The 18,000-nt window shown below is 62.4% G+C and carries 14 protein-coding genes, 1 tRNA gene and 2 pseudogenes; 6 read left to right on the top strand and 11 right to left on the bottom strand.

The genetic code is table 11. The features are described 5' to 3' along the window. Window positions 1-119 (top strand): annotated as a pseudogene (locus EPN80_RS07030) (IS630 family transposase); the annotation flags it as partial. Here EPN80_RS07030 and EPN80_RS07025 read toward each other — a convergent pair. After that, window positions 116-1,768 (bottom strand): AMP-binding protein, encoded by a 1,653-nt coding sequence (locus EPN80_RS07025; protein WP_293025160.1) that lies wholly within the window; start codon window positions 1,766-1,768, stop codon window positions 116-118. The pseudogene EPN80_RS07030 and the gene EPN80_RS07025 overlap by 4 nt on opposite strands. Window positions 1,769-2,068: 300 nt before the next feature. On the opposite strand from EPN80_RS07025, the gene EPN80_RS07020 reads away from it, so the two are divergent. Both EPN80_RS07020 and EPN80_RS07015 read left to right on the top strand, forming a co-directional pair. Beyond that, window positions 2,069-2,145: transfer RNA gene (locus EPN80_RS07020), tRNA-Arg, on the top strand. Window positions 2,146-2,355: 210 nt separating this feature from the next. Further along, window positions 2,356-3,444, top strand: a pseudogene (locus EPN80_RS07015) (APC family permease); the annotation flags it as partial. A 200-nt stretch (window positions 3,445-3,644) separates the two neighbouring features. Here EPN80_RS07015 and EPN80_RS07010 read toward each other — a convergent pair. Next, entirely contained in the window at window positions 3,645-4,301 is a 657-nt protein-coding gene (locus EPN80_RS07010) for a helix-turn-helix domain-containing protein (protein ID WP_366468346.1), read from the bottom strand. An 86-nt stretch (window positions 4,302-4,387) separates the two neighbouring features. Between EPN80_RS07010 and EPN80_RS07005 the strand changes: the two genes are divergently transcribed. Beyond that, window positions 4,388-4,630, top strand: a complete 243-nt coding sequence (locus tag EPN80_RS07005; RefSeq protein WP_293025168.1) for a hypothetical protein — start codon at window positions 4,388-4,390, stop codon at window positions 4,628-4,630. A gap of 232 nt (window positions 4,631-4,862) precedes the next feature. On the opposite strand, the gene EPN80_RS07000 is transcribed toward EPN80_RS07005, so the two are convergent. The 6 genes from EPN80_RS07000 to cyoA form a co-directional block, all read right to left on the bottom strand. Beyond that, on the bottom strand, window positions 4,863-5,519 hold the full coding sequence (locus EPN80_RS07000) for a DUF1345 domain-containing protein (protein ID WP_293025158.1): 657 nt from the start codon (window positions 5,517-5,519) through the stop codon (window positions 4,863-4,865). A 64-nt stretch (window positions 5,520-5,583) separates the two neighbouring features. Further along, window positions 5,584-6,360 (bottom strand): SURF1 family protein, encoded by a 777-nt coding sequence (locus EPN80_RS06995; RefSeq protein ID WP_293025156.1) that lies wholly within the window; start codon window positions 6,358-6,360, stop codon window positions 5,584-5,586. Between the two features lie 10 nt (window positions 6,361-6,370). Further along, window positions 6,371-6,766 (bottom strand): cytochrome o ubiquinol oxidase subunit IV, encoded by a 396-nt coding sequence (gene cyoD / locus EPN80_RS06990; RefSeq protein ID WP_293025154.1) that lies wholly within the window; start codon window positions 6,764-6,766, stop codon window positions 6,371-6,373. Beyond that, window positions 6,763-7,443: a cytochrome o ubiquinol oxidase subunit III gene (cyoC, locus tag EPN80_RS06985; protein WP_293025152.1), complete on the bottom strand. Its 681-nt coding sequence runs from the start codon at window positions 7,441-7,443 to the stop codon at window positions 6,763-6,765. The genes cyoD and cyoC overlap by 4 nt, the downstream gene beginning before the upstream one ends. Beyond that, on the bottom strand, window positions 7,436-9,439 hold the full coding sequence (gene cyoB, locus EPN80_RS06980; RefSeq protein WP_293025150.1) for a cytochrome o ubiquinol oxidase subunit I: 2,004 nt from the start codon (window positions 9,437-9,439) through the stop codon (window positions 7,436-7,438). Before cyoB ends, cyoC begins: the two co-directional genes overlap by 8 nt. A gap of 60 nt (window positions 9,440-9,499) precedes the next feature. Next, a complete protein-coding gene (gene cyoA / locus EPN80_RS06975; RefSeq protein WP_293025148.1) occupies window positions 9,500-10,516 on the bottom strand; it encodes a ubiquinol oxidase subunit II in 1,017 nt (338 codons plus the stop codon). Window positions 10,517-10,684: 168 nt separating this feature from the next. Between cyoA and EPN80_RS06970 the strand changes: the two genes are divergently transcribed. Next, complete coding sequence (locus tag EPN80_RS06970; RefSeq protein ID WP_293025146.1) at window positions 10,685-12,010, top strand: MFS transporter; 1,326 nt, start codon at window positions 10,685-10,687, stop codon at window positions 12,008-12,010. A gap of 7 nt (window positions 12,011-12,017) precedes the next feature. Here EPN80_RS06970 and EPN80_RS06965 read toward each other — a convergent pair whose 3' ends face one another. Together EPN80_RS06965 and EPN80_RS06960 are read right to left on the bottom strand one after the other, a co-directional pair. Next, window positions 12,018-14,516, bottom strand: coding sequence for a YbcC family protein (locus EPN80_RS06965; protein WP_293025166.1), 2,499 nt, complete (start codon window positions 14,514-14,516; stop codon window positions 12,018-12,020). Window positions 14,517-14,622: 106 nt separating this feature from the next. Further along, window positions 14,623-16,251, bottom strand: a complete 1,629-nt coding sequence (locus tag EPN80_RS06960; RefSeq protein ID WP_293025144.1) for an NADH-quinone oxidoreductase subunit L — start codon at window positions 16,249-16,251, stop codon at window positions 14,623-14,625. A 69-nt stretch (window positions 16,252-16,320) separates the two neighbouring features. On the opposite strand from EPN80_RS06960, the gene EPN80_RS06955 reads away from it, so the two are divergent. After that, entirely contained in the window at window positions 16,321-17,268 is a 948-nt protein-coding gene (locus EPN80_RS06955) for a LysR family transcriptional regulator (protein WP_293025142.1), read from the top strand. Window positions 17,269-17,355: 87 nt separating this feature from the next. On the opposite strand, the gene EPN80_RS06950 is transcribed toward EPN80_RS06955, so the two are convergent. Then, window positions 17,356-17,976 carry a hypothetical protein gene (locus EPN80_RS06950; protein ID WP_293025140.1) on the bottom strand — a complete coding sequence of 207 codons (621 nt, stop codon included), beginning with the start codon at window positions 17,974-17,976 and terminating at the stop codon, window positions 17,356-17,358. Window positions 17,977-18,000 lie beyond the last annotated feature (24 nt).

Genomic DNA, 18,000 nt, shown 5'->3' with positions numbered 1-18,000 from the left:
AGCGCTTTACCGAGCAGTACAACCGGCACAAGCGGCCGTTCGTATGGGCCGCGACCGCCGATTCCATTCTCAAAAAAGTAGCTCGACTATGTAAAATTATTTCTGGGACAGAACACTAGCGCAGTTCGCGGCGCAGCACTTTACCCACGGGCGTCTTGGGCAGCTCGGTGCGGAACTCGACGATCCGGGGAATCTTGTACCCGGTGAGATTCGCGCGGCAATAATCGATCACGGCCTGCTCGGTCAGCTCGGGCGATTTCTTGACCACCACGACCTTGACCGCCTCGCCGCTGCGCTCGTCGGGCACGCCCACCACCGCGCACTCCAGCACGCCTGGGCACGCCGCCACCACGCCCTCGACCTCGTTCGGGTAGACGTTGAAGCCCGACACGATGATCATGTCCTTCTTGCGGTCGGTGATGCGCACATAGCCCTGTTCGTCGACCACCGCGATGTCACCCGTGCGCAACCAGCCGTCGGCGCTGAGCACCTGGGCGGTCTCGTCTGGACGGTGCCAGTAGCTTTTCATGACTTGCGGCCCGCGCACGCACAGCTCGCCCTCCTGGCCGATCCCGAGTTCCTGGTTGGCGTCGTTGCGGATGCTGATCTCGGTCGAGGGAATCGGCAGTCCGATGGTGCCGTTGTACTGGCTGCCGACCGGGTTGATGCAGACCGCCGGCGATGCCTCGGTCAGGCCATAGGCTTCGATCAGCGGATGACCGGTCACTTGTTGCCAGCGGTCGGCCACCGCGCGCTGCACGGCCGCGCCACCGCCCAATGCAAACTTCATCGCACTGAAGTCGAGCGCCTCGAACCCGGGGGTATGCAGCAAGCCGTTGAAAAGCGTGTTGACGCCCGTCATCGCGGTGAAATGCCAGTGCTTGAGTTCGGCAACGAAGCCGCGCATGTCGCGTGGGTTGGTGATCAGCAGGTTCAGGCCGCCCAGCTTCATGAACACCAGGCAGTTCGCCGTCAGGCAGAAGATGTGATAGAGCGGCAGTGCCGTGACGATGGCTTCCTTGCCGAGCTCGAGCCCATTGCCGACCCAGGCATGCGCCTGTTGCAGGTTGGCGATCATGTTGCCGTGGCTCAGCACGGCGCCCTTGGCCACACCGGTCGTGCCGCCGGTATATTGAATGAAGGCAATGTCGTCGTGCGTGAGGGCCGGTTCGTTAAGCGCGAGATGCGCGCCTTTGGCCAGTGCCGTGTTGAATGGCACCGCATGGCCGATATGCCAGGCGGGCACCATTTTCTTGACCCGTTTGACGACGAAATTGACGATCCAGCGTTTGGGCGCGCTCACCATGTCGCCGATCTGCGTCGTGATCACGTGCTTGACCGGCGTGCGCGCCACGACCTGCTGCAAGGTGGCGGCAAAATTCTCGACCACCACGATCACCTCGGCGCCAGCGTCCTGCAGCTGATGCTCGAGTTCCGGGGCCGTATAGAGCGGATTCACGTTGACCACCACCATGCCGGCGCGCAATACCCCGAACAGCGCGACTGGATATTGCAGCAAATTCGGCATCATTATCGCCACCCGCGCGCCCTTGGCCAGGCCGGGCAACGACTGCAGATATGCGGCGAAGGCGCGGCTTTGGGCGTCCAGTTGCGCATAAGTGAGGGTCGTGCCGAGATTGCAAAAGGCTGGCCGTTGCGGGAATTTGGCGCAGCTTTGGTGGAACACGTCGACCAGCGACGAAAACTCGTCCATGTCGATTTCCGCGGGCACCCCGGGCGGATAACTCTTCAACCAAACCTTTTCCATAGACTCCTCCTCTACGTCCATATGGATTATCGTCAGCGATGCCGCCAGCTATGCCTGCCGGCGTGGCGCCGCTTGGGAATCCCGCTAGGATACCTTGCGCCACACGCGCTGCACACTCGCCAAAGGCCGCCAAGCGGCGGATTTGCATGGAGTAAACGTTCTAACTCGAGTTCCCCCCGGCGGCAGCGACGAGCTCGCCGTTCGCTTGGCAGGCCGGCCTTCGCCGCCGGTTTGGACCATGAGATTCAAAAAGTACTTGCATGAAAAGACGGAATCGGGGCATAATTTCGCTCCTACGACGCGGCTGTAGCTCAGTTGGATAGAGTACTTGGCTACGAACCAAGGGGTCGTGGGTTCGAATCCTGCCAGCCGCGCCACCTAATTCGCTTCGAGATCAACGGCTTAGAGATATATATCTCTAAGCCGTTTTTCTTTTGCTGTCGGAATTTTGCCGGATCGTTCCCGATTTGCCCTTCGGCGCGCCGTTGGCAATGGGTTCGGCGTTTCACAGCCAGGCGGCCAAATGATCTTCTCCAGCGGATCTTCTCCAGCGCTGCGGTTCACCGCTTCGGGCGGCCGCGTGGCTCGGTTTTTTTCTGAACAACGCCATTCAACTGCATTACGGCATGAACATTCCCTGGTGGGTATTCGTGCTCGGCTGCATTGCCGTGGTTCATTTCTGCGGCGCGCGGCACATCGAATTCAGCGGCAAGCTATTGGGCATGCTGATGCTCTGCGAGGTGGCGATCGTGCTGCTGCTCGACATTGCCATTGTGTTGCACGGTGGCGGCCCTGCCGGTCTTGGTGCGGCGCCGTTTATGCCCACGACCGTCTTCAGCCGCGGTATCGGCACGGCGCTGGTGTTCGTGCTGGGCTCATACATGGGCTTCGAGGCTACCGCGATTTTCTCGGAAGAGGCGCGTGATTCCACCCGGACCATTCCACGCGCGACCTATCTCGCCGTCATTCTCATCATGGTCTTTTACGCGTTTTCCGCATGGGCCATCGTGGAAGCTTGGGGCGAGGGGAACATCGCCCTGCAGGCGACCCATGACCCTGCCAATTTGTGGTTCGCCATAAGCGATCGATTGCTGGGGCCGGTGGCGACCGATACGATGAACGTATTGCTCGTTACGAGTCTGTTCGCGGCAATTCTGTCCTTTCACAACACGATTACGCGATACTTTTACGCGATGGGTCGCGAGGGCGTGCTCTGGCGCGGGTTGAGCCGCACGCACCCCAAGTTCCACAGTCCTCACGTGGCCGGCAAGCTGCAGACCGTCATTGCCACCGTTTCGATTGCCGTATTCGCCGTGTTTCACCTCGATCCGTTCGCCATTGTGTTTTCCTGGATGAGTGCGCTGGCCACGGTCGGAATCATTGCCGTGCAAATCCTCGTGGCGATGTCGGTCATCGCCTTTTTCTGGAGAGATTCGCATGGCCTGGGTATTGGCCCGCGACTGGTTGCCCCGTTGATCAGCATCGTTGCGCTGGCGGCGTGCCTGGTGCTGGTGATTCGCAATCTGGCGGTGCTGAGCGGTTCCGATTCAAAAATCGTCGTTATGTTTCCGTATATGCTTCTGGCAGTCGGAGTCGCGGGATTTTGCGCCGCGCTTCGATTGAAGCGCATGGCGCCGAGTCTCTACTACGCGCTGGGCCGGCCGATTCAGCAGTGATGGTTTTGGGGCAGCGGGGAATGAAGCATCGACGGGGGCGGTGAGCCACGCCGGGCCCCCGTGCGAGGGGCCACCGTCACACGGAGGCTCCTCGCACGTCGATGTTTGGGAACTGGCCCGCGACGCGCGGTCATGACGCAGGAATCGCACTGCGCAGAGCTACCGGGCCTTTAAAAACGCCCGATCAACGGCGATCCGCGTCACTCGGTCACGAGCAACTCATTTTTGCGGGCGGTCTGGGACGGCAGTTCGTCGAACAGATCCCGGTAGTCGGCGGCGAAGTGACTGAGGTGAAAAAAGCCCCACTTTGCCGCAGCGTCGCCGACCGACAACTCCGACCCGCTTGTCGACATGAGCTCTCGTCGAACGCCATTGAGGCGGATGCATCGTATGTAGTTGATTGGCGTTGACTGCGTCACGTTCTGGAAGCTTTTTTGCACCGTGGTGCGGCTTACTCGCAGGCGGTCGCAAAACTCCTGCACGCTGGGCGGGCTGCCGCTATCGAGCAACAGCATGCGATGAATTTTCTCGACGATAAAACTGCAAGGCGAACTGCCGTTGTACTGATTCTTGTCGCATTCGGGATCGGCAATCAGATTCAGCATGGTTTCGAGCATGGCGCCCTCGATACACGCTTCTGAATGACCGCCGCTGGCGTCGGCTGCCGGGCTAATGAGCGAGCCATAAAACAGTCTCAATAACCGCGCTTTGCTCTCGGCAAGGCGATGAGGCGAGACCTTTACCACCGGTTGCTTCAACAACGCGCGCAATGTGTCCGAACGCCCCGAGTCGGATAGGACTCGCTCGAAATACTCGACGTCAAACGTGACGGCGAGTATGTCCATGCTCATCGGCATGTGGAACATAAACTCCTGACCGCCGCGCAGGACGAAAATGCATTTGTCGTCTACTTCCCGGCCTTGCACCCGCGCGGCGCTTCGCCATGCTGGACCACTCGCTGATTGATTTGCTCCCGGAAGATATGGAGGTGGCCGGCGACCGCCTGCACCAGGGAGCTTTGCAGCGTTCCCGGCGTTATCTGATTATAGATTTGCTTCCACTCTCGAACGGACGATGCATGGAGGTGGATATCTTGGAAGCGATCGATTTTTACCAGCATAAAGCGACTGCGTTATACCCGGGGGGCGATGGAGAAAAACTCGCTGCTCAAAAATACTGCAATTAGTATGTGGCATGAGCAAAACGACGAAAATGCGTATTTACCCGTTAACCGCACCGTGGCGAGGGGGGATCGCAGGGCAGCATTTTCGGCCGTGCGGGGGGGGCGACGGATATGGGCATGGCAGGCATCCCCGAACGGGGGCCGATCCGCCGGTGCCCGCGACGACCAAAGGCCCGGGAGCGAAGTCGCGAGCGCGTGGCGTGTCGTGACGTCGAAATTCGGAGCCGGCCCCCTTTCAGTTGCCCAGCATTCCGGCGGCGATATTCACGCACAAACCCAGCACCGCGACGTTGAAATAAAAGGACAGGACGGATTGCGCCAGCACGCTTCGCCGCGCGCTGCGTCCGCGCAGGCTGATGTCGGCGGTTTGCGAGGCCACCGCGATCGTGAACGAGAAGTACAGGAAATCCCAGTAATCCGGCTGGAGCGCGCGGTCGGGAAAACCGAGTTCGGGCTCTTGCGAGGCCGAGCCGTAGTAGATGCGCGCGTAGTGCAGCGTGAAGATGGTCGGGATGAGAAACCAGGCGCCGAAAAGGGTCAGGCCGGTCAGCAGCGAGTGCAGCACCTTGATTTCAAGACCCACGTCTTTGGTCGATCCAAGCTCGAAGACGATCGCGAAGATGCTGGCAACGGTCGCTATGCAGATTACCGTCAGCACGGTGACGGCATTCTCGTCTTCTCGCTGTGCGTGGGCCCGAACGGCTTGCTCGCTGGCAAAGGCCATGTGGACCCAGATCATGACAAGGTACGCCCAAACCGCGACGTCCCAGCCGATCAGCACGCGCGCGGTAGGCTGCACGGTGTTTGGCACCAGCAGGCCGGCCGCGATTCCGATGACGAGTCCGATCGTCATGTACGGCCGGTTGCGAAGCACTTCGGGGTAAAAGCTCATCGGGGAGAGTGTCGTGCCGCGGGAGACGATGACGGTGATTCTACCGCGTCCTCGGGAGGAGGCTTTATTTCGCTTGCCGCCCGCGCAATTCCAGACGTATCACGAAGATGCCGGCCGCGGCCGACATCAGCGCCAGCGCGTACCAGGTGATCGAGTACATCAGGTGATTGTTGGGGAAGCTGATGACCGTCAGGCCGCCCACCGGGTAGTGCGAGGGCGTGGCGCCGGCGCGGGGGGCGCCCGGACCGTCGGCATCGATGAAATAGGGCGCCACCGGGCCGAGGCCGCGCGCGGCGGCAATGGATTGCACATCGCGCGAGTACCACAGGTTGTGCGCCGGATCGTTCTTGTGCAGGAAGCCACCGCCCGGCTCGGGCATGCGTACCAGACCGGTGACCGTGACCGGCCCCGGCGTCTCGGTCGCGGGTGTCTCTTTCCATTCGGGCGGCACGAAGCCGCGATTGACCAGCACCAGTGCACCGTCGCTCTGGCGCAGCGGTGTAAGCACCCAGAATCCGCTGCCCAGATCGCTGACGGCCTGCACTTGAGTGTCCTTGTCGTACAGGTAGGTGCCGGTTGCCGTCACATGCAGGTACTCGTCGCGCGCGGCGCTGACTTCCGGCCATTGCGCCGGCCCGGGCGCCGGTACCGGCGTGGCGTGTACGCGCGTATCGACGCGGTGGATCAGATCGAGCTTCCAGGCACGCCGGTGGACCTGCCAGGTGCCGAGGCGCACGAAGCCATAAACGAGAAGGATCGTAAGGACCAGGATGACGCCAAGGCGCGGGATCGAGGGGCGCATGCGCGCGCCCCGTGCTTCGGAGGGGGTATTGCTGCTCAAGATATGCCGTTCAGGGAGGGTTGTGCATAGTCTGCATCATACCCGGCATCATGTTTTCGTTCAGGTGGTACATCACCCAGATCGAGCCGGACAGCGCGATCGCCACCAGCACGATGGTGAAGATCAGCGCCAGCAGGCTCCAACCTCCCTGTACCTTGCCGTCCATATGGAGGAAATAGATCATGTGCACGACGATTTGCACCGCGCCGATCAGCAGGATCGCCGCGGCGGTCACACCCGAGCGATGGAACACCGAGCCCATCACGATCCAGAAGGGCAGCGCGGTGAGCGCGACCGCCAGCACAAAGCCGGTCATGTAGCCGCTGAAGGTGCTGTGCGGCAGTTCCTCGTCGTCATCGTGATCGTGCGCGCCGCCATCGGCCAGCGCGGTGTCGTGGGCGCTCATGGCAACACTCCCATCAGGTAAACAAAGGTGAACACGCCGATCCACACCACGTCCAGAAAGTGCCAAAACATCGACAGGCACACCAGGCGCCGCCGGTTGGCTGCATTCAGTCCGTATTTGCCGACCTGCGTCATCATGGTGATGATCCAGATGATGCCGCACGTCACGTGCAGCCCGTGGGTGCCCACCAGCGCGAAGAATGACGAGAGGAACGCGCTGCGCCAAGGGCCGGCGCCGTCGTGAATCAGCCCGGCGAATTCGTGCAGCTCCACGCCGATGAACGCCGCGCCCAACAGGCCGGTCACCGCGAGCCAGCCGAGCAGTGCGCGCGGGCGGCGCTTTTGCATTTCGAGCATGGCAAAGCCATAGGTAATCGAGGAGAGCAGCAGCAAGGAGGTGTTGAGTGCCACCAGCGGCAGCTCGAACACTTCGGCGCCGGTCGGCCCGTCGGCGTAGCGCCGACCCAGCACGCCGTAGGCGGCGAACAGGCAGGCGAACACCAGGCAGTCGCTCATCAGGTACAGCCAGAAGCCGAGCAGGGTGCCGTTGGGCGAGTGATGGGCGGTGCGCACCAGGAATTGCAGTTGGCCGGCGGGCGGGCCGTCCGGGCGGCCATTGCCCGAGAAGGGGCCGGTGCCGGTCAGCGGGGGTGGGTTCGGGGCGGTTGTGTCAGACATGTTGGGCGAGCAGGCGCGTGCGCTCTGCCTCCGTGCGGTCGACCTGCTCGGCCGGGATGTTGAAATCGCGGCGATAGTTGAAGGTATGGCCGATGGCGACTGCCAGCAGCGCAACGAACGCGACGATGAGCGGCAACCACATGTGCCAGATGAGGAAGAAGCCGCACATAGTGGAGAGTGCCGCGAGGATAAAGCCTGCACCAGTGTTTTTGGGCATGTGAATCGGCAGGAAGCCCGACACGGGGCGCTCGAAGCCGTGTTCTTTCATCTGCCACCACGCGTCGTTGTCGTGCACCAGTGGCGTGAAGGCAAAGTTATAGGCGGGCGGTGGTGACGAGGTTGACCACTCGAGCGTGCGGCCGTTCCAAGGGTCGCCAGTGAGGTCGCGCAGGCTGTCGCGGCGGCGGTAGCTGACATAGAGCTGGATCAGGAAGCACGCAATGCCCAGCGCGATAAGCAGCGCACCAATGGCGGCGATCTCGAACCAGATTTGCAGCGACGGATCGTCGAAATGGCTCATGCGCCTCGTCACTCCCATCAGCCCGAGCACGTACAGCGGCATGAATGCGACGTAGAAGCCGACCAGCCACAGCCAGAACGAGCATCTGCCCCAGAACGGGTCGAGCCGGTAACCGAACGCCTTGGGAAACCAATAGTTGATGCCGGCCATCATGCCGAAGAACACGCCGCCGATGATCACGTTGTGGAAGTGCGCCACCAGGAACAGGCTGTTGTGCAGCGCGAAGTCGGCGGGCGGCACCGCCATCAGCACGCCGGTCATGCCGCCGATCACGAAGGTCACCATGAAGCCCACCGTCCACAGCATCGGTACCTCGAAACGGGCCCTGCCGCGATACATCGTGAACAGCCAGTTGAAGATCTTCGCGCCGGTCGGTATCGAGATGATCATCGTCGTGATGCCGAAGAACGAATTGACACTGGCGCCCGAGCCCATCGTGAAGAAGTGATGCAACCACACGAGGTATGACAGCACGGTGATAACTACCGTCGCGTACACCATCGACGCGTAGCCGAACAGGCGCTTGCCGCAAAACGTGGAAATCACTTCGGAATACACGCCAAACGCCGGCAGCACCAGGATGTAGACCTCTGGGTGGCCCCAGATCCAGATCAGGTTCACGTACATCATGGCGTTACCGCCGAGGTCATTCGTGAAGAAGTTGGTGCCGGCATAACGATCCAGCGCGAGCAGGGCGAGCACGGCGGTCAGCACCGGGAACGCGGCGATGATCAGGACATTGGTGCACAGCGCGGTCCAGGTGAACACCGGCATGCGCATCATCGTCATGCCGGGCGCGCGCATCTTGATGATGGTGACGGCAAGATTGATGCCCGAGAGCAGCGTGCCGATCCCCGCGACCTGCAGCGACCAGATGTAATAGTCGACGCCGACGTCCGGGCTTTGCAGCAGTTCCGATAGCGGTGGATACGCCAGCCAGCCGGTTCTGGCGAATTCCCCGACGAACAGCGACAGCATGACCAGCACCGCGCCGCCGGCGGTCATCCAGAAACTGAAATTGTTCAGGAACGGAAAGGCTACGTCGCGCGCGCCGATCTGTAGCGGCACCACGTAATTCATCAATCCCGTGATCAGCGGCATCGCCATGAAGAAAATCATGATGACGCCGTGCGCGGTGAAAATCTGGTCGTAATGGTGCGGCGGCAGATACCCCATCGAATGACCGAACGAAACCGCCTGCTGAATGCGCATCATCACCGCGTCGGCAAAGCCGCGCAGCAGCATGATCGTGCCCAGGATGATGTACATGATGCCGATGCGCTTGTGATCGATGGTGGTGAACCACTCGCGCCATAGATAGCCCCACAGCCTGTAGTACGTGACGGCGCCGAGCACCGCCACAGCGCCGATGGCGACCACGATGAAGGTCACCACCAGAATCGGCTGGTCATACGGGATCGCCTGCAGACTCAGGCGTCCGAAGATAAGTCTGGCGAGATCGAGATGCTCGGGCATGGCGTTATCCGCGCGCGAGGCGCGCCCTGATCAAGTTCGGATGACTCGGCATGCGTCTGTTCATTGCCGTTGCGGGCCGGGTGCGTTCTGCATGGCAATGCGCAAAGTGCGGCTGTTGGCCGCCGTACACGAGGCATCGGTGAGCGCGCTGCCCGTATGGGCGCGTGCGGCCTTGCGATTCTCGCGTGGCATGTCCTTGATGCAGATTTGTCCCGGCTCGACGCAGCGATTCAGAATGGCGTCATACAGTCCTGGTGCGAAGCGGCCGTAGTAATGCACTGGCACCCACTCGCTGGGCTTGGCCAGCGCTTCGTAGGCGCCTCGCGTGAGCGCGTCGCTGCTGGTCCTGGCGTGCGCGACCCAGGCGCGGAAGTCGGTATCGCTCATGCCGCGGAATTTGAAGCGCATCCCCGAGAAGCCCGCGCCGCTGAAATTCGCCGAGAATCCCTCGTAGACGCCAGGCTTGTTGATCACCGCGTTGAGCTGCGTTTGCATGCCGGGCATGGCATAGATCTGGCCGGCCAGCGCGGGAATGAAAAACGAGTTCATCATCGTCGAGGAGGTAATCTCGAAATGGATTGGCCGGTCGATCGGCGCAGCCATTTCATTGACGGTCGCGATCCCTTGCTCGGGGTAGAAGAAAAGCCATTTCCAATCGAGCGCGACGACCTGCACCGTGAGCGGCGCGACGTCGGCGGGCAACGCCTGGTGAGCCGCGATTCTGTCGAGCGGGCGATACGGATCGAGCTTGTGCGTGCTGACCCAGGTCAACGCTCCCAGCGCGATGATGATGAGCAGCGGCACCGACCAGATCAGCAGTTCGAGCAGCGTCGAATGGTCCCACTCGGGCGAGTATTGCGCTTGGGTGTTGGAGGCGCGATAGCGCCAGGCAAACAGTAGCGTAAGGAAGATCACCGGCACGATGATCACCAGCATCAGACAGGTAGAGACGATGATGATGTCACGCTGACGCATCGCCAGATCGCCGGACGGGGACATCAGCACGGTACCGCAGCCGGACAGCAACAGAGCGGCTGGGAGCACAAGCAATCCGCGAATCAACTTTGGCGTACTCATTGCTGCGATCGATGAAACCGTAGCCGTGAACCGTTCCCATCATGGACTTCCCGGTTGCCTGCCGGATACTAGGGTTAACGCTATGGCATCGCATGGCAAATGCTGCGATGCTTGTCAAAGCACAAAAGCCATCGTCAATCCGGTTCGCTCGCGGCGAAGGAGTCGATAATGTCAAGTGGTGCTAATCATCAGGCCGCCTCGCCAGTACCCCCGGAGCCATTCAGCCGAGGGCATCGGTCCCGTATCGCGCCGGAGGAGATTGCGGTCGGCGTGGTGGTGGGCCGTGCGTCCGAGTATTTCGATTTCTTCGTGTTCGGCATCGCCTCGGTGCTGGTCTTTCCCCGCGTGTTCTTCCCCTTCGCCGACCACCTGCACGGGCTGCTCTACGCCTTCACCATCTTTTCGTTCGCCTTTATCGCCCGGCCTTTCGGCACCGCATTTTTCATGACGGTGCAGCGACGCTGGGGGCGCAGCGTCAAGCTTACCGCGGCCCTGTTCGCGCTCGGTACGGCGACAGCGGGTATGGCGTTTTTGCCGAACTATGAAAGCATCGGCGTCCTGTCGATCTATCTGCTGGCCTTTTTCCGCGCGGTGCAGGGAATCGGCTTTGGCGGCTCCTGGGACGGCCTGCCGTCGTTGCTGGCACTGAATGTACCGCCGCACCGCCGCGGCTGGTATGCGATGATCGGACAGCTCGGCGCGCCGATCGGCTTTCTGATCGCTGCCGGACTGTTCCTGTTTCTGCATATGAGCCTGGGCACCGACGATTTTCTCGGTTGGGGCTGGCGTTATCCGTTTTACGTGGCATTTGCGGTGAACGTGGTGGCGTTGTTCGCGCGGCTGCGACTGGTGGTGACGCACGAATACACTGAAATGCTCGAGGAAGATCAGCTGGAGCCGATCAGCACGCGTGAAATGGTGCGTTCACAGGGCTACAACATTTTTCTCGGGGCGTTCGCCTCGCTGGCCAGCTACGCGCTGTTCCATATCGTGACGGTATTCCCGCTATCCTGGGTGTCGCTGCAGAATCCGCAGGACATGGACAACATGCTGACCGTACAGATGCTCGGCGCGGTCGTGGCAATGGTGTTTACCGTGCTCTCCGGGCGTATCGCCGATCGCATCGGCAGACGCACCACGCTTGGCCTGTTCGCCGTGCTGATCGGCGTATTCAGCCTGTTCGCGCCGTTCCTGATGGGCCACGACGCGGACCATCAGGACGTCTTCATTGTCGTCGGCTTCGCGCTGCTGGGCCTGTCGTACGGGCAGGCCGCAGGCTCGGTCACGTCGAACTTCGAGCAGCGCTTTCGCTATACCGGCGCGGCCCTGACGACCGATTTCGCGTGGCTGTTCGGTGCCGCGTTCGCGCCGCTGGTCGCGCTGGGACTGTCGTCGCTGTTCGGCCTGGTTGCCGTGACCGGTTATCTGCTCTCCGGCATGCTCTGCACGCTGCTTGCGTTGCGCATCAACAAGCTGCTGGCAACACGCGATTGAACCCGGCTCAGGCGGCGTGCCGCTGCAGGCCAGGATCGGGCGAATTTTTATCCGTCGCATCATTGGCCAGCCACTGCCCCTGGCGGTAGCGAGAAAGGATGCCGTTCTCGTACTGGCACAGATGCAGCCAATCGTTATCGACCAGCGCACGCAGGTGCGCATGCTTTCGCAGCACGGCTTCGATTCGCTGGTGCGGGGCAGCGATGATGACGCTCAGGCGTAGCGGTTCGTGCATGTCGCGCTCGCCGTCGTGCAGCGATTGCCGGCTCAGGCCGATGCGCAGATCGCCGCCGTTGCCTTCGAAGATGCCGATATGAGCGCCCACCACGTTGTGCAGCAGCTTGTTGCCGCTGCCGAAATAGACCGGCTCGCAACTCGACGCATGATATTGCCAGTTGATCCAGTGCGTGACCAGCATCGGCGCGGTCATTAACTGCTCGAGCTTGCTGCCGTCGCCATCGCGCGACGCGTCATAGTCATGCAGGAAGCTGCGGCCTGCCAGGTTCACGTCGCGCGTCAGATCGCGCGGCGCGATGATAAAGGCGGCGTTGTTGGCCAGGCCCCACTCCGGCCGGGTTTGCGCGCCATCGCTGGCGCGTCGCTTGAGCGCGTGCAGCAGGCGCGTCGGCGGCTGCTTCGCGTCGATCTGCAATTGCGGCGCGCGCTCGCGGCGCACCTGGTCGAGCGCCGCGGCAAACGTCGCCTGGAGCCTGGTGACGTTTGCCTGGCCTGTCGCGGGCAGCAAATCCAGATCAAACCACTCCAGCTCGTCGGTGGCCGTGTTGTGCAGCGCGGCGGCAAACACGGTTTGCGCTGGCACCCGAATGCCGTGAGTCGCCAGTTGCTCGCGCACGTCGGCGTCATTGAGCATGCGCGCGAGAATGCGCGCGTTGACCTCGCCGCTCTGGCCGCCGCAGGCGCCGCATTCGAGCGCCGCGGCCTGGGGGTTATTGGCGCTTTGACTGCCATGGCCGACCAGCAGGACCAGCGGGGCGAGATCGCAATCCAGTCCCATCAGACGCAGAATGCGCGCGGCCATCGCCGCGCGCGCGGCTGCATCGAGCTGATCCAGCGAAGGGCGGCATAGATGGCGATAGCGTTTTGGCAATCCATCGAGATCATCGCGTTCACGGTTCTGTGGCTTGATCTTCAGCCAGTTGCGCAGCGCGCCGCCATAAGTCCATCCAAAGGCCTCGACATATGAGAACGCCGCCGCTGGCCAGCGGCTGGCGGCGCGCCATTGTTCGGCAATTGAAAAATGACGCTGTCTGGCGCGTTGCACCGCGGCCCGGCTGGGCACGCCGGCACCGGCCGGTGCCGGCAAGCTATCGCCAGCCTCCACCGCCGGCGGCAGCAAGCCCGGCAAGCGTGGGCTGCTTGCGGCGGTGCCGATGGGCGTATAGGAAATCGGCAGTCCGAAGAAGCCGGCGAATCCGATGGTTTGTATGTGCGGATCGTGAGCCTCGAGCGCACGACGCAGCGGTTCGCTGCGCACGTCGATACAGAATACGGCCTGCGCTTCGACGCCGCGCTTGCCTGCCATGGCGGCGCTGCCCGTCCAGCGCTCGCCCAATTGGCTGGCGAGGCGGTTCTGATACGCGAGGTCGAGCGCGGATTGCCATACCTCGTCGAGCGCGAAGGCGGATTGCGCGGCGGCCAATCTGGCGGGCGCTTCCCGCCAGACCTCGCGCAAAGCGCGAACCCCGGCGCCAACCCTGGGGATCAGCGTGGGATTGAGCAAAATCGCGTCCCAGGCCAGGCGTACCGCGAGCAACTCGCGCAGCGAATCGTCGCGCCTGCCGGCTTGTCGTGCCTGCCAGTCGAGGTACGCGCACCAGGAGGCCCAGCCATTGATGTTCAGCAGCACGGCCTCGAGATAGTCGGCCCAGACGGTGCTTGGCAAATCGAGTTTTTCCAGGACCCAGCGGATCGCCAGTTCAGGTGTGGCCGGCAAGCGATCCAGTTGGCGATGCAGCTGGGACAGACCCATCAGCGTTCCAATGCCGGGGTCATGCGCCAGCGTGTCGCGCCAGAACGCATACAGGCCCGCACCGCGCTCGGGTTGCCAGTCGGCCTGCGCGTGATCGAAGTACGCGGCGCACGTCTGGCTGATCTGATAGGTGATCGCCTGGCGCCAGGGTAGATGCGTGTTGCGCGGGGCCTCGACATCGAGCAGGTCGATCAGCAGCGGAATCGGCGAGAATGCCTGCTCGCTTTGCAGCGCCAGCATGCACTGCTGCTCGTCGAGCAATACTCGCCCGGACGCCGCGATATGATTGCGCGCGGCGTTCAGATCCGCGCGGGAAATGGTGCCGTTGGTCCAGGCCTCGAGAAAATATCGACGCGACGGGTAGACGCGCGCGCCGGCCAGCAGGCTCAGCCGGGCCGCCACTTTTTGCACCGTATCGCCCGTGCGTCCCCAGTGCGGATTGACAGCGATCGAGCGATCGAGCGGCCACGCTGGAGCAATGGCCCCGCAGGCTTTTTGACAGGCCTCGTCGAGCATGGCGTCCAGGGCGTCGCCGGTCAGCGGCGGCGGAGCGTCAGCGGCTGTTTCGCTTGACGGCGTTGCGGTGATAGTGTCCGAATCACTCATGACAGGGTCCAGTAGGTTAGCCGGCGCGGGACTTCGGCAGCGCCGAGCCGGGTTTGATGCCGAGCTGGTTTTTGGGGCTCTTGGTCGACGCGGGCAGTTGCGCCGGCCACAGGTGCAGTGCCAGCCGGGTGTAAGCCTCGTCGAGATAGAACCCGGCATAGCTGCTCCGGCGCCACGGTTCGAGCCATTGGCGACCGCGCGGCACCTGCATGACGGCCGTGCCGGTATAGAGCATCGCCATGCCGGCGCAGGCCATTTGGCCCAGCAGCGCATGCGGGGCCGACGGCGCGCCCAGCGTAATGGTGTGGCCGGCGAAACTCAGCACCAGGAGGCAGGCGAACAGCAAGCCACCCAGGAGGATGCGCTGCGCGCCGGTCGAATACGTCATGCCGGCAGCCGGGACCCAAAGCATGGGCGCCCACGCGAGCGCCAGGATCATGGACCACCAGACCGGCCAGTCGTGCATGACCAGCGGCGGGGCGATCAGCGCTAACACTGGCGCCAGCGAAATGCTCACCACGATACCCAGCACGGGGGCCAGAACCAGGCTCCAGACCGCCGGTTGCCACGGTTGTCGCATCGCATTCAGGCGGGCTTGCCTTACTGCGGCGCCCGAGCTGAGAAACGCATGGGCTTTGTAGAGCGAGTGTCCGATCAGGTGAAGCGCGGCCATGTGGTACAGGCCGACGCCGCACTCGAGCAACATGAAGCCCATTTGCGCCAGAGTCGACCAGGCCAGCCGGACTTTGATGCTGATGCGCGTGAGCGAGACAAAACCAGCCAGCACCGCGCTCGCCAGTCCTGCCACCGCCAGCAGCGCATGCGCCGGCGCGCTCGCGTCGAACAGCGGTGCGAAGCGAATCACGACAAAGCCGCCCAGATTGACCACGCCCGCATGCAACAGGGCGCTCACGGGGGTCGGCGCCTCCATGACCTGAATCAGCCAGCCGTGCACCGGCAACATGGCCGTGCGAATCGCCACGGCCAGGGCCAGCAGGAGCGCGCATAGTTGCAGGTCCGGGTTGACTCCGTCGACTGCAGCATGGTGCAGCAGTGTCGAGATGGAGAAACTTCCGGTGGCCCGGTCGGCCAGCCATGCGGCGGCGATCAGGCACACATCGGCCAGCCGATCCGCCAAAAATTTCTTATGGGCTGCCAGCACGGCAAACGGCCGATCGGCGTAAAAGCAGAGCAGGCGGTTCAGCGCGAAACCCGTGGCGGCCCAGGCGGCAATTAGCACGATCCAGTTGTCGGCCAGGGTCAGCAGTTGCACTGTTGCCAATACCGCTGACAATGCAGCCGCATAGCTCACCTGGCCGCGCTCTCCGTCCAGGTAGCGCGACGAGAATCCGGCGATGACCGCGCCCAGACACTGGACCAGTGCGCCGAACCAGGCGCCCACCAGCCCGGCCGTCAGGCCGGGCAGGATAGCGAGGTCGACTTCGCCGGCGGGAGCCGGCGTCACGAAGCGCAATCCCAGAGAGACGAGCGAGAGGGCGGCGGCCAGCATGCACAGCCGTTGGACAAGCGTCCAAAAACGCTTGGCTGGCAGGCTGGGCTGGAGGACAGCCACGATGGCCGGAATAAACATCAGCCCGCCGGGCAGCAGCGCGAGGAGGGCTTTGAAATCAGCAAAGGAACTCATGAGCGAGTGGACGAAGTGTCGGTAGGCAGGATATTGCACCGCGACAAATGTTCTGTAAAATAGATATATATGAACATTAACGAAATTAAAACAGAACAATTCGGCGTCGACCGCTTGAATTTCCATCACCTTTTCTACTTTTGGTGCGTCGCCAGGTCAGGCCACCTCAGCCGTACCGCCAAACAACTGCACGTCTCCCAGTCGGCGCTGTCCGCGCAAATCCGGCAGTTGGAGGAGCGCCTTGGACAGCCACTGTTCGAACGCGAGGGCCGGCGTCTCAAGCTCACCGACACCGGTCACTTAGTGGCGACTTACGCTGACAGTATTTTCGATCTCGGCGCGGAGATGCTGGGCCGCCTGAGCGGCGGTAGCGAAGGCGTCACCCGCTTGCGCGTCGGCAGCGTGGCAACGCTCTCCCGCAACTATCAGGAAAACTGGTTGAGCCCGCTGCTGACCGACCCGTCCGTCACGTTGACGTTGGAGTCGGGGCTGTTGGGCGGGTTGCTGGATCGGCTGCAGCATCATCAACTCGACGTGGTGCTGGCCAACGAGGCGGTACCGGCCGATCCGGAGCAGCCGCTGCATTGCCAGCGGCTGGGCAGCCAGCCGATGTCGGTGGTCGGTCGCGCAGAAATCTGGCAGGGTCGTCAATTAAATATTCCTGACGGATTGCATGGCGTGGAGATGGCGGTGCCCGGCGTGCGGCATGCCGTCAGGGCACAGTTCGATGCGCTCTGCGCGAGCGCGGCGGTGGAGCCGCGCATACGCGCCGAGGTCGACGATATGGCGATGTTGCGTCTGGTTGCCCGGGACAGTGACTGGCTTACTCTTTTGCCGGAGGTCGTGGTGCAGGACGAGTTGCGCAGCGGGCGTTTGGTGGTGGTGGGCGTTGCCACCGAACTCACGGAAAACTTTTACGCGATCACGGCCCCCAATCGCTATCGCCCGCGCGTCCTGGACGAGCTGATGGCCAGGGCCGTGGTCACGACGACCAATAGCGCCTCAAGAAAAATGTAGTGGACCAGCAAGGATTTTCTGAAGCTGGCGCCGTGTTGTAGCGTCGCGATTGATATCCGCCGAAATACCAAGGGTTAGACGGATGACTTAATCAGCGCCGTTCGCGCGGGTTGTCGGTTTGCGCAGGCGCAGCCGATGCTCGTTGATGGCGAGCTCCCAGTCGACGCGGGTCAGAAGGAATACCAAGCCAAGAAAGATCAACTGGGTAACGATAAAGTAACCGCCCAGGTATTTGCCTTCGAGACGTGTTTCGGTGTCAAAGTAGGCGTGAGCCAACTGGGCGAAATGCGCCCAGGCCGCATAGCTCGCCAGACGCCCGAAAAAGAACGGCACGGCGATAAGCCACAGGCGCAGGTTGGTCAGGCCGTAGGCGATGAACAGGTAGTTCGATGGAAACGGACTGAACGCGTACAGCAATAGTGCGGCGGCTGTTACCGCCTTTCTTTTTTCAAGCCATGCTTTGACGACATCGATGTTCCGCCGGTCGGCGTCGCGCATCAGATGGCCCCGCACGAGCCACGTTGCGCCGCGTGCGAGCAGCAGGCGTCCGGTCGTCGCGGCGCCGGCGGCGACGATGGCCAGCAGCAGCGGGTTGCGTTCGGGCTGGTGAAAGCCGATCCATGACATTGCCATCCACGTCGGCGGCGCGAAGGCCGGAATGACGTTGAGCAAAAGGATCGCGACGAAGAGGCCGGCAATGGCAATCAAGGGAGTCTCCCGGGGGGCGCTTGG

This window comes from Pandoraea sp. (assembly GCF_004297875.1).
Taxonomy (GTDB): Bacteria; Pseudomonadota; Gammaproteobacteria; order Burkholderiales; family Burkholderiaceae; genus Pandoraea.
The sequence above is the reverse complement of the archived record's forward strand: the minus strand, read 5'-3'. Positions and strand labels throughout refer to the sequence as shown.

Excerpts from the sequence above, each read along its gene's own strand:
- EPN80_RS07025 (WP_293025160.1), bottom strand. The coding sequence starts at position 1,768 with ATGGAAAAGGTTTGGTTGAAGAGTTATCCGCCCGGGGTGCCCGCGGAA.
- EPN80_RS07010 (WP_366468346.1), bottom strand. The coding sequence starts at position 4,301 with ATGCCGATGAGCATGGACATACTCGCCGTCACGTTTGACGTCGAGTAT.
- EPN80_RS07005 (WP_293025168.1), top strand. The coding sequence starts at position 4,388 with ATGCTGGACCACTCGCTGATTGATTTGCTCCCGGAAGATATGGAGGTG.
- EPN80_RS07000 (WP_293025158.1), bottom strand. The coding sequence starts at position 5,519 with ATGAGCTTTTACCCCGAAGTGCTTCGCAACCGGCCGTACATGACGATC.
- cyoD (WP_293025154.1), bottom strand. The coding sequence starts at position 6,766 with ATGAGCGCCCACGACACCGCGCTGGCCGATGGCGGCGCGCACGATCAC.
- cyoC (WP_293025152.1), bottom strand. The coding sequence starts at position 7,443 with ATGTCTGACACAACCGCCCCGAACCCACCCCCGCTGACCGGCACCGGC.
- cyoB (WP_293025150.1), bottom strand. The coding sequence starts at position 9,439 with ATGCCCGAGCATCTCGATCTCGCCAGACTTATCTTCGGACGCCTGAGT.
- cyoA (WP_293025148.1), bottom strand. The coding sequence starts at position 10,516 with ATGAGTACGCCAAAGTTGATTCGCGGATTGCTTGTGCTCCCAGCCGCT.
- EPN80_RS06970 (WP_293025146.1), top strand. The coding sequence starts at position 10,685 with ATGTCAAGTGGTGCTAATCATCAGGCCGCCTCGCCAGTACCCCCGGAG.
- EPN80_RS06965 (WP_293025166.1), bottom strand. The coding sequence starts at position 14,516 with ATGCTCGACGAGGCCTGTCAAAAAGCCTGCGGGGCCATTGCTCCAGCG.
- EPN80_RS06960 (WP_293025144.1), bottom strand. The coding sequence starts at position 16,251 with ATGAGTTCCTTTGCTGATTTCAAAGCCCTCCTCGCGCTGCTGCCCGGC.
- EPN80_RS06955 (WP_293025142.1), top strand. The coding sequence starts at position 16,321 with ATGAACATTAACGAAATTAAAACAGAACAATTCGGCGTCGACCGCTTG.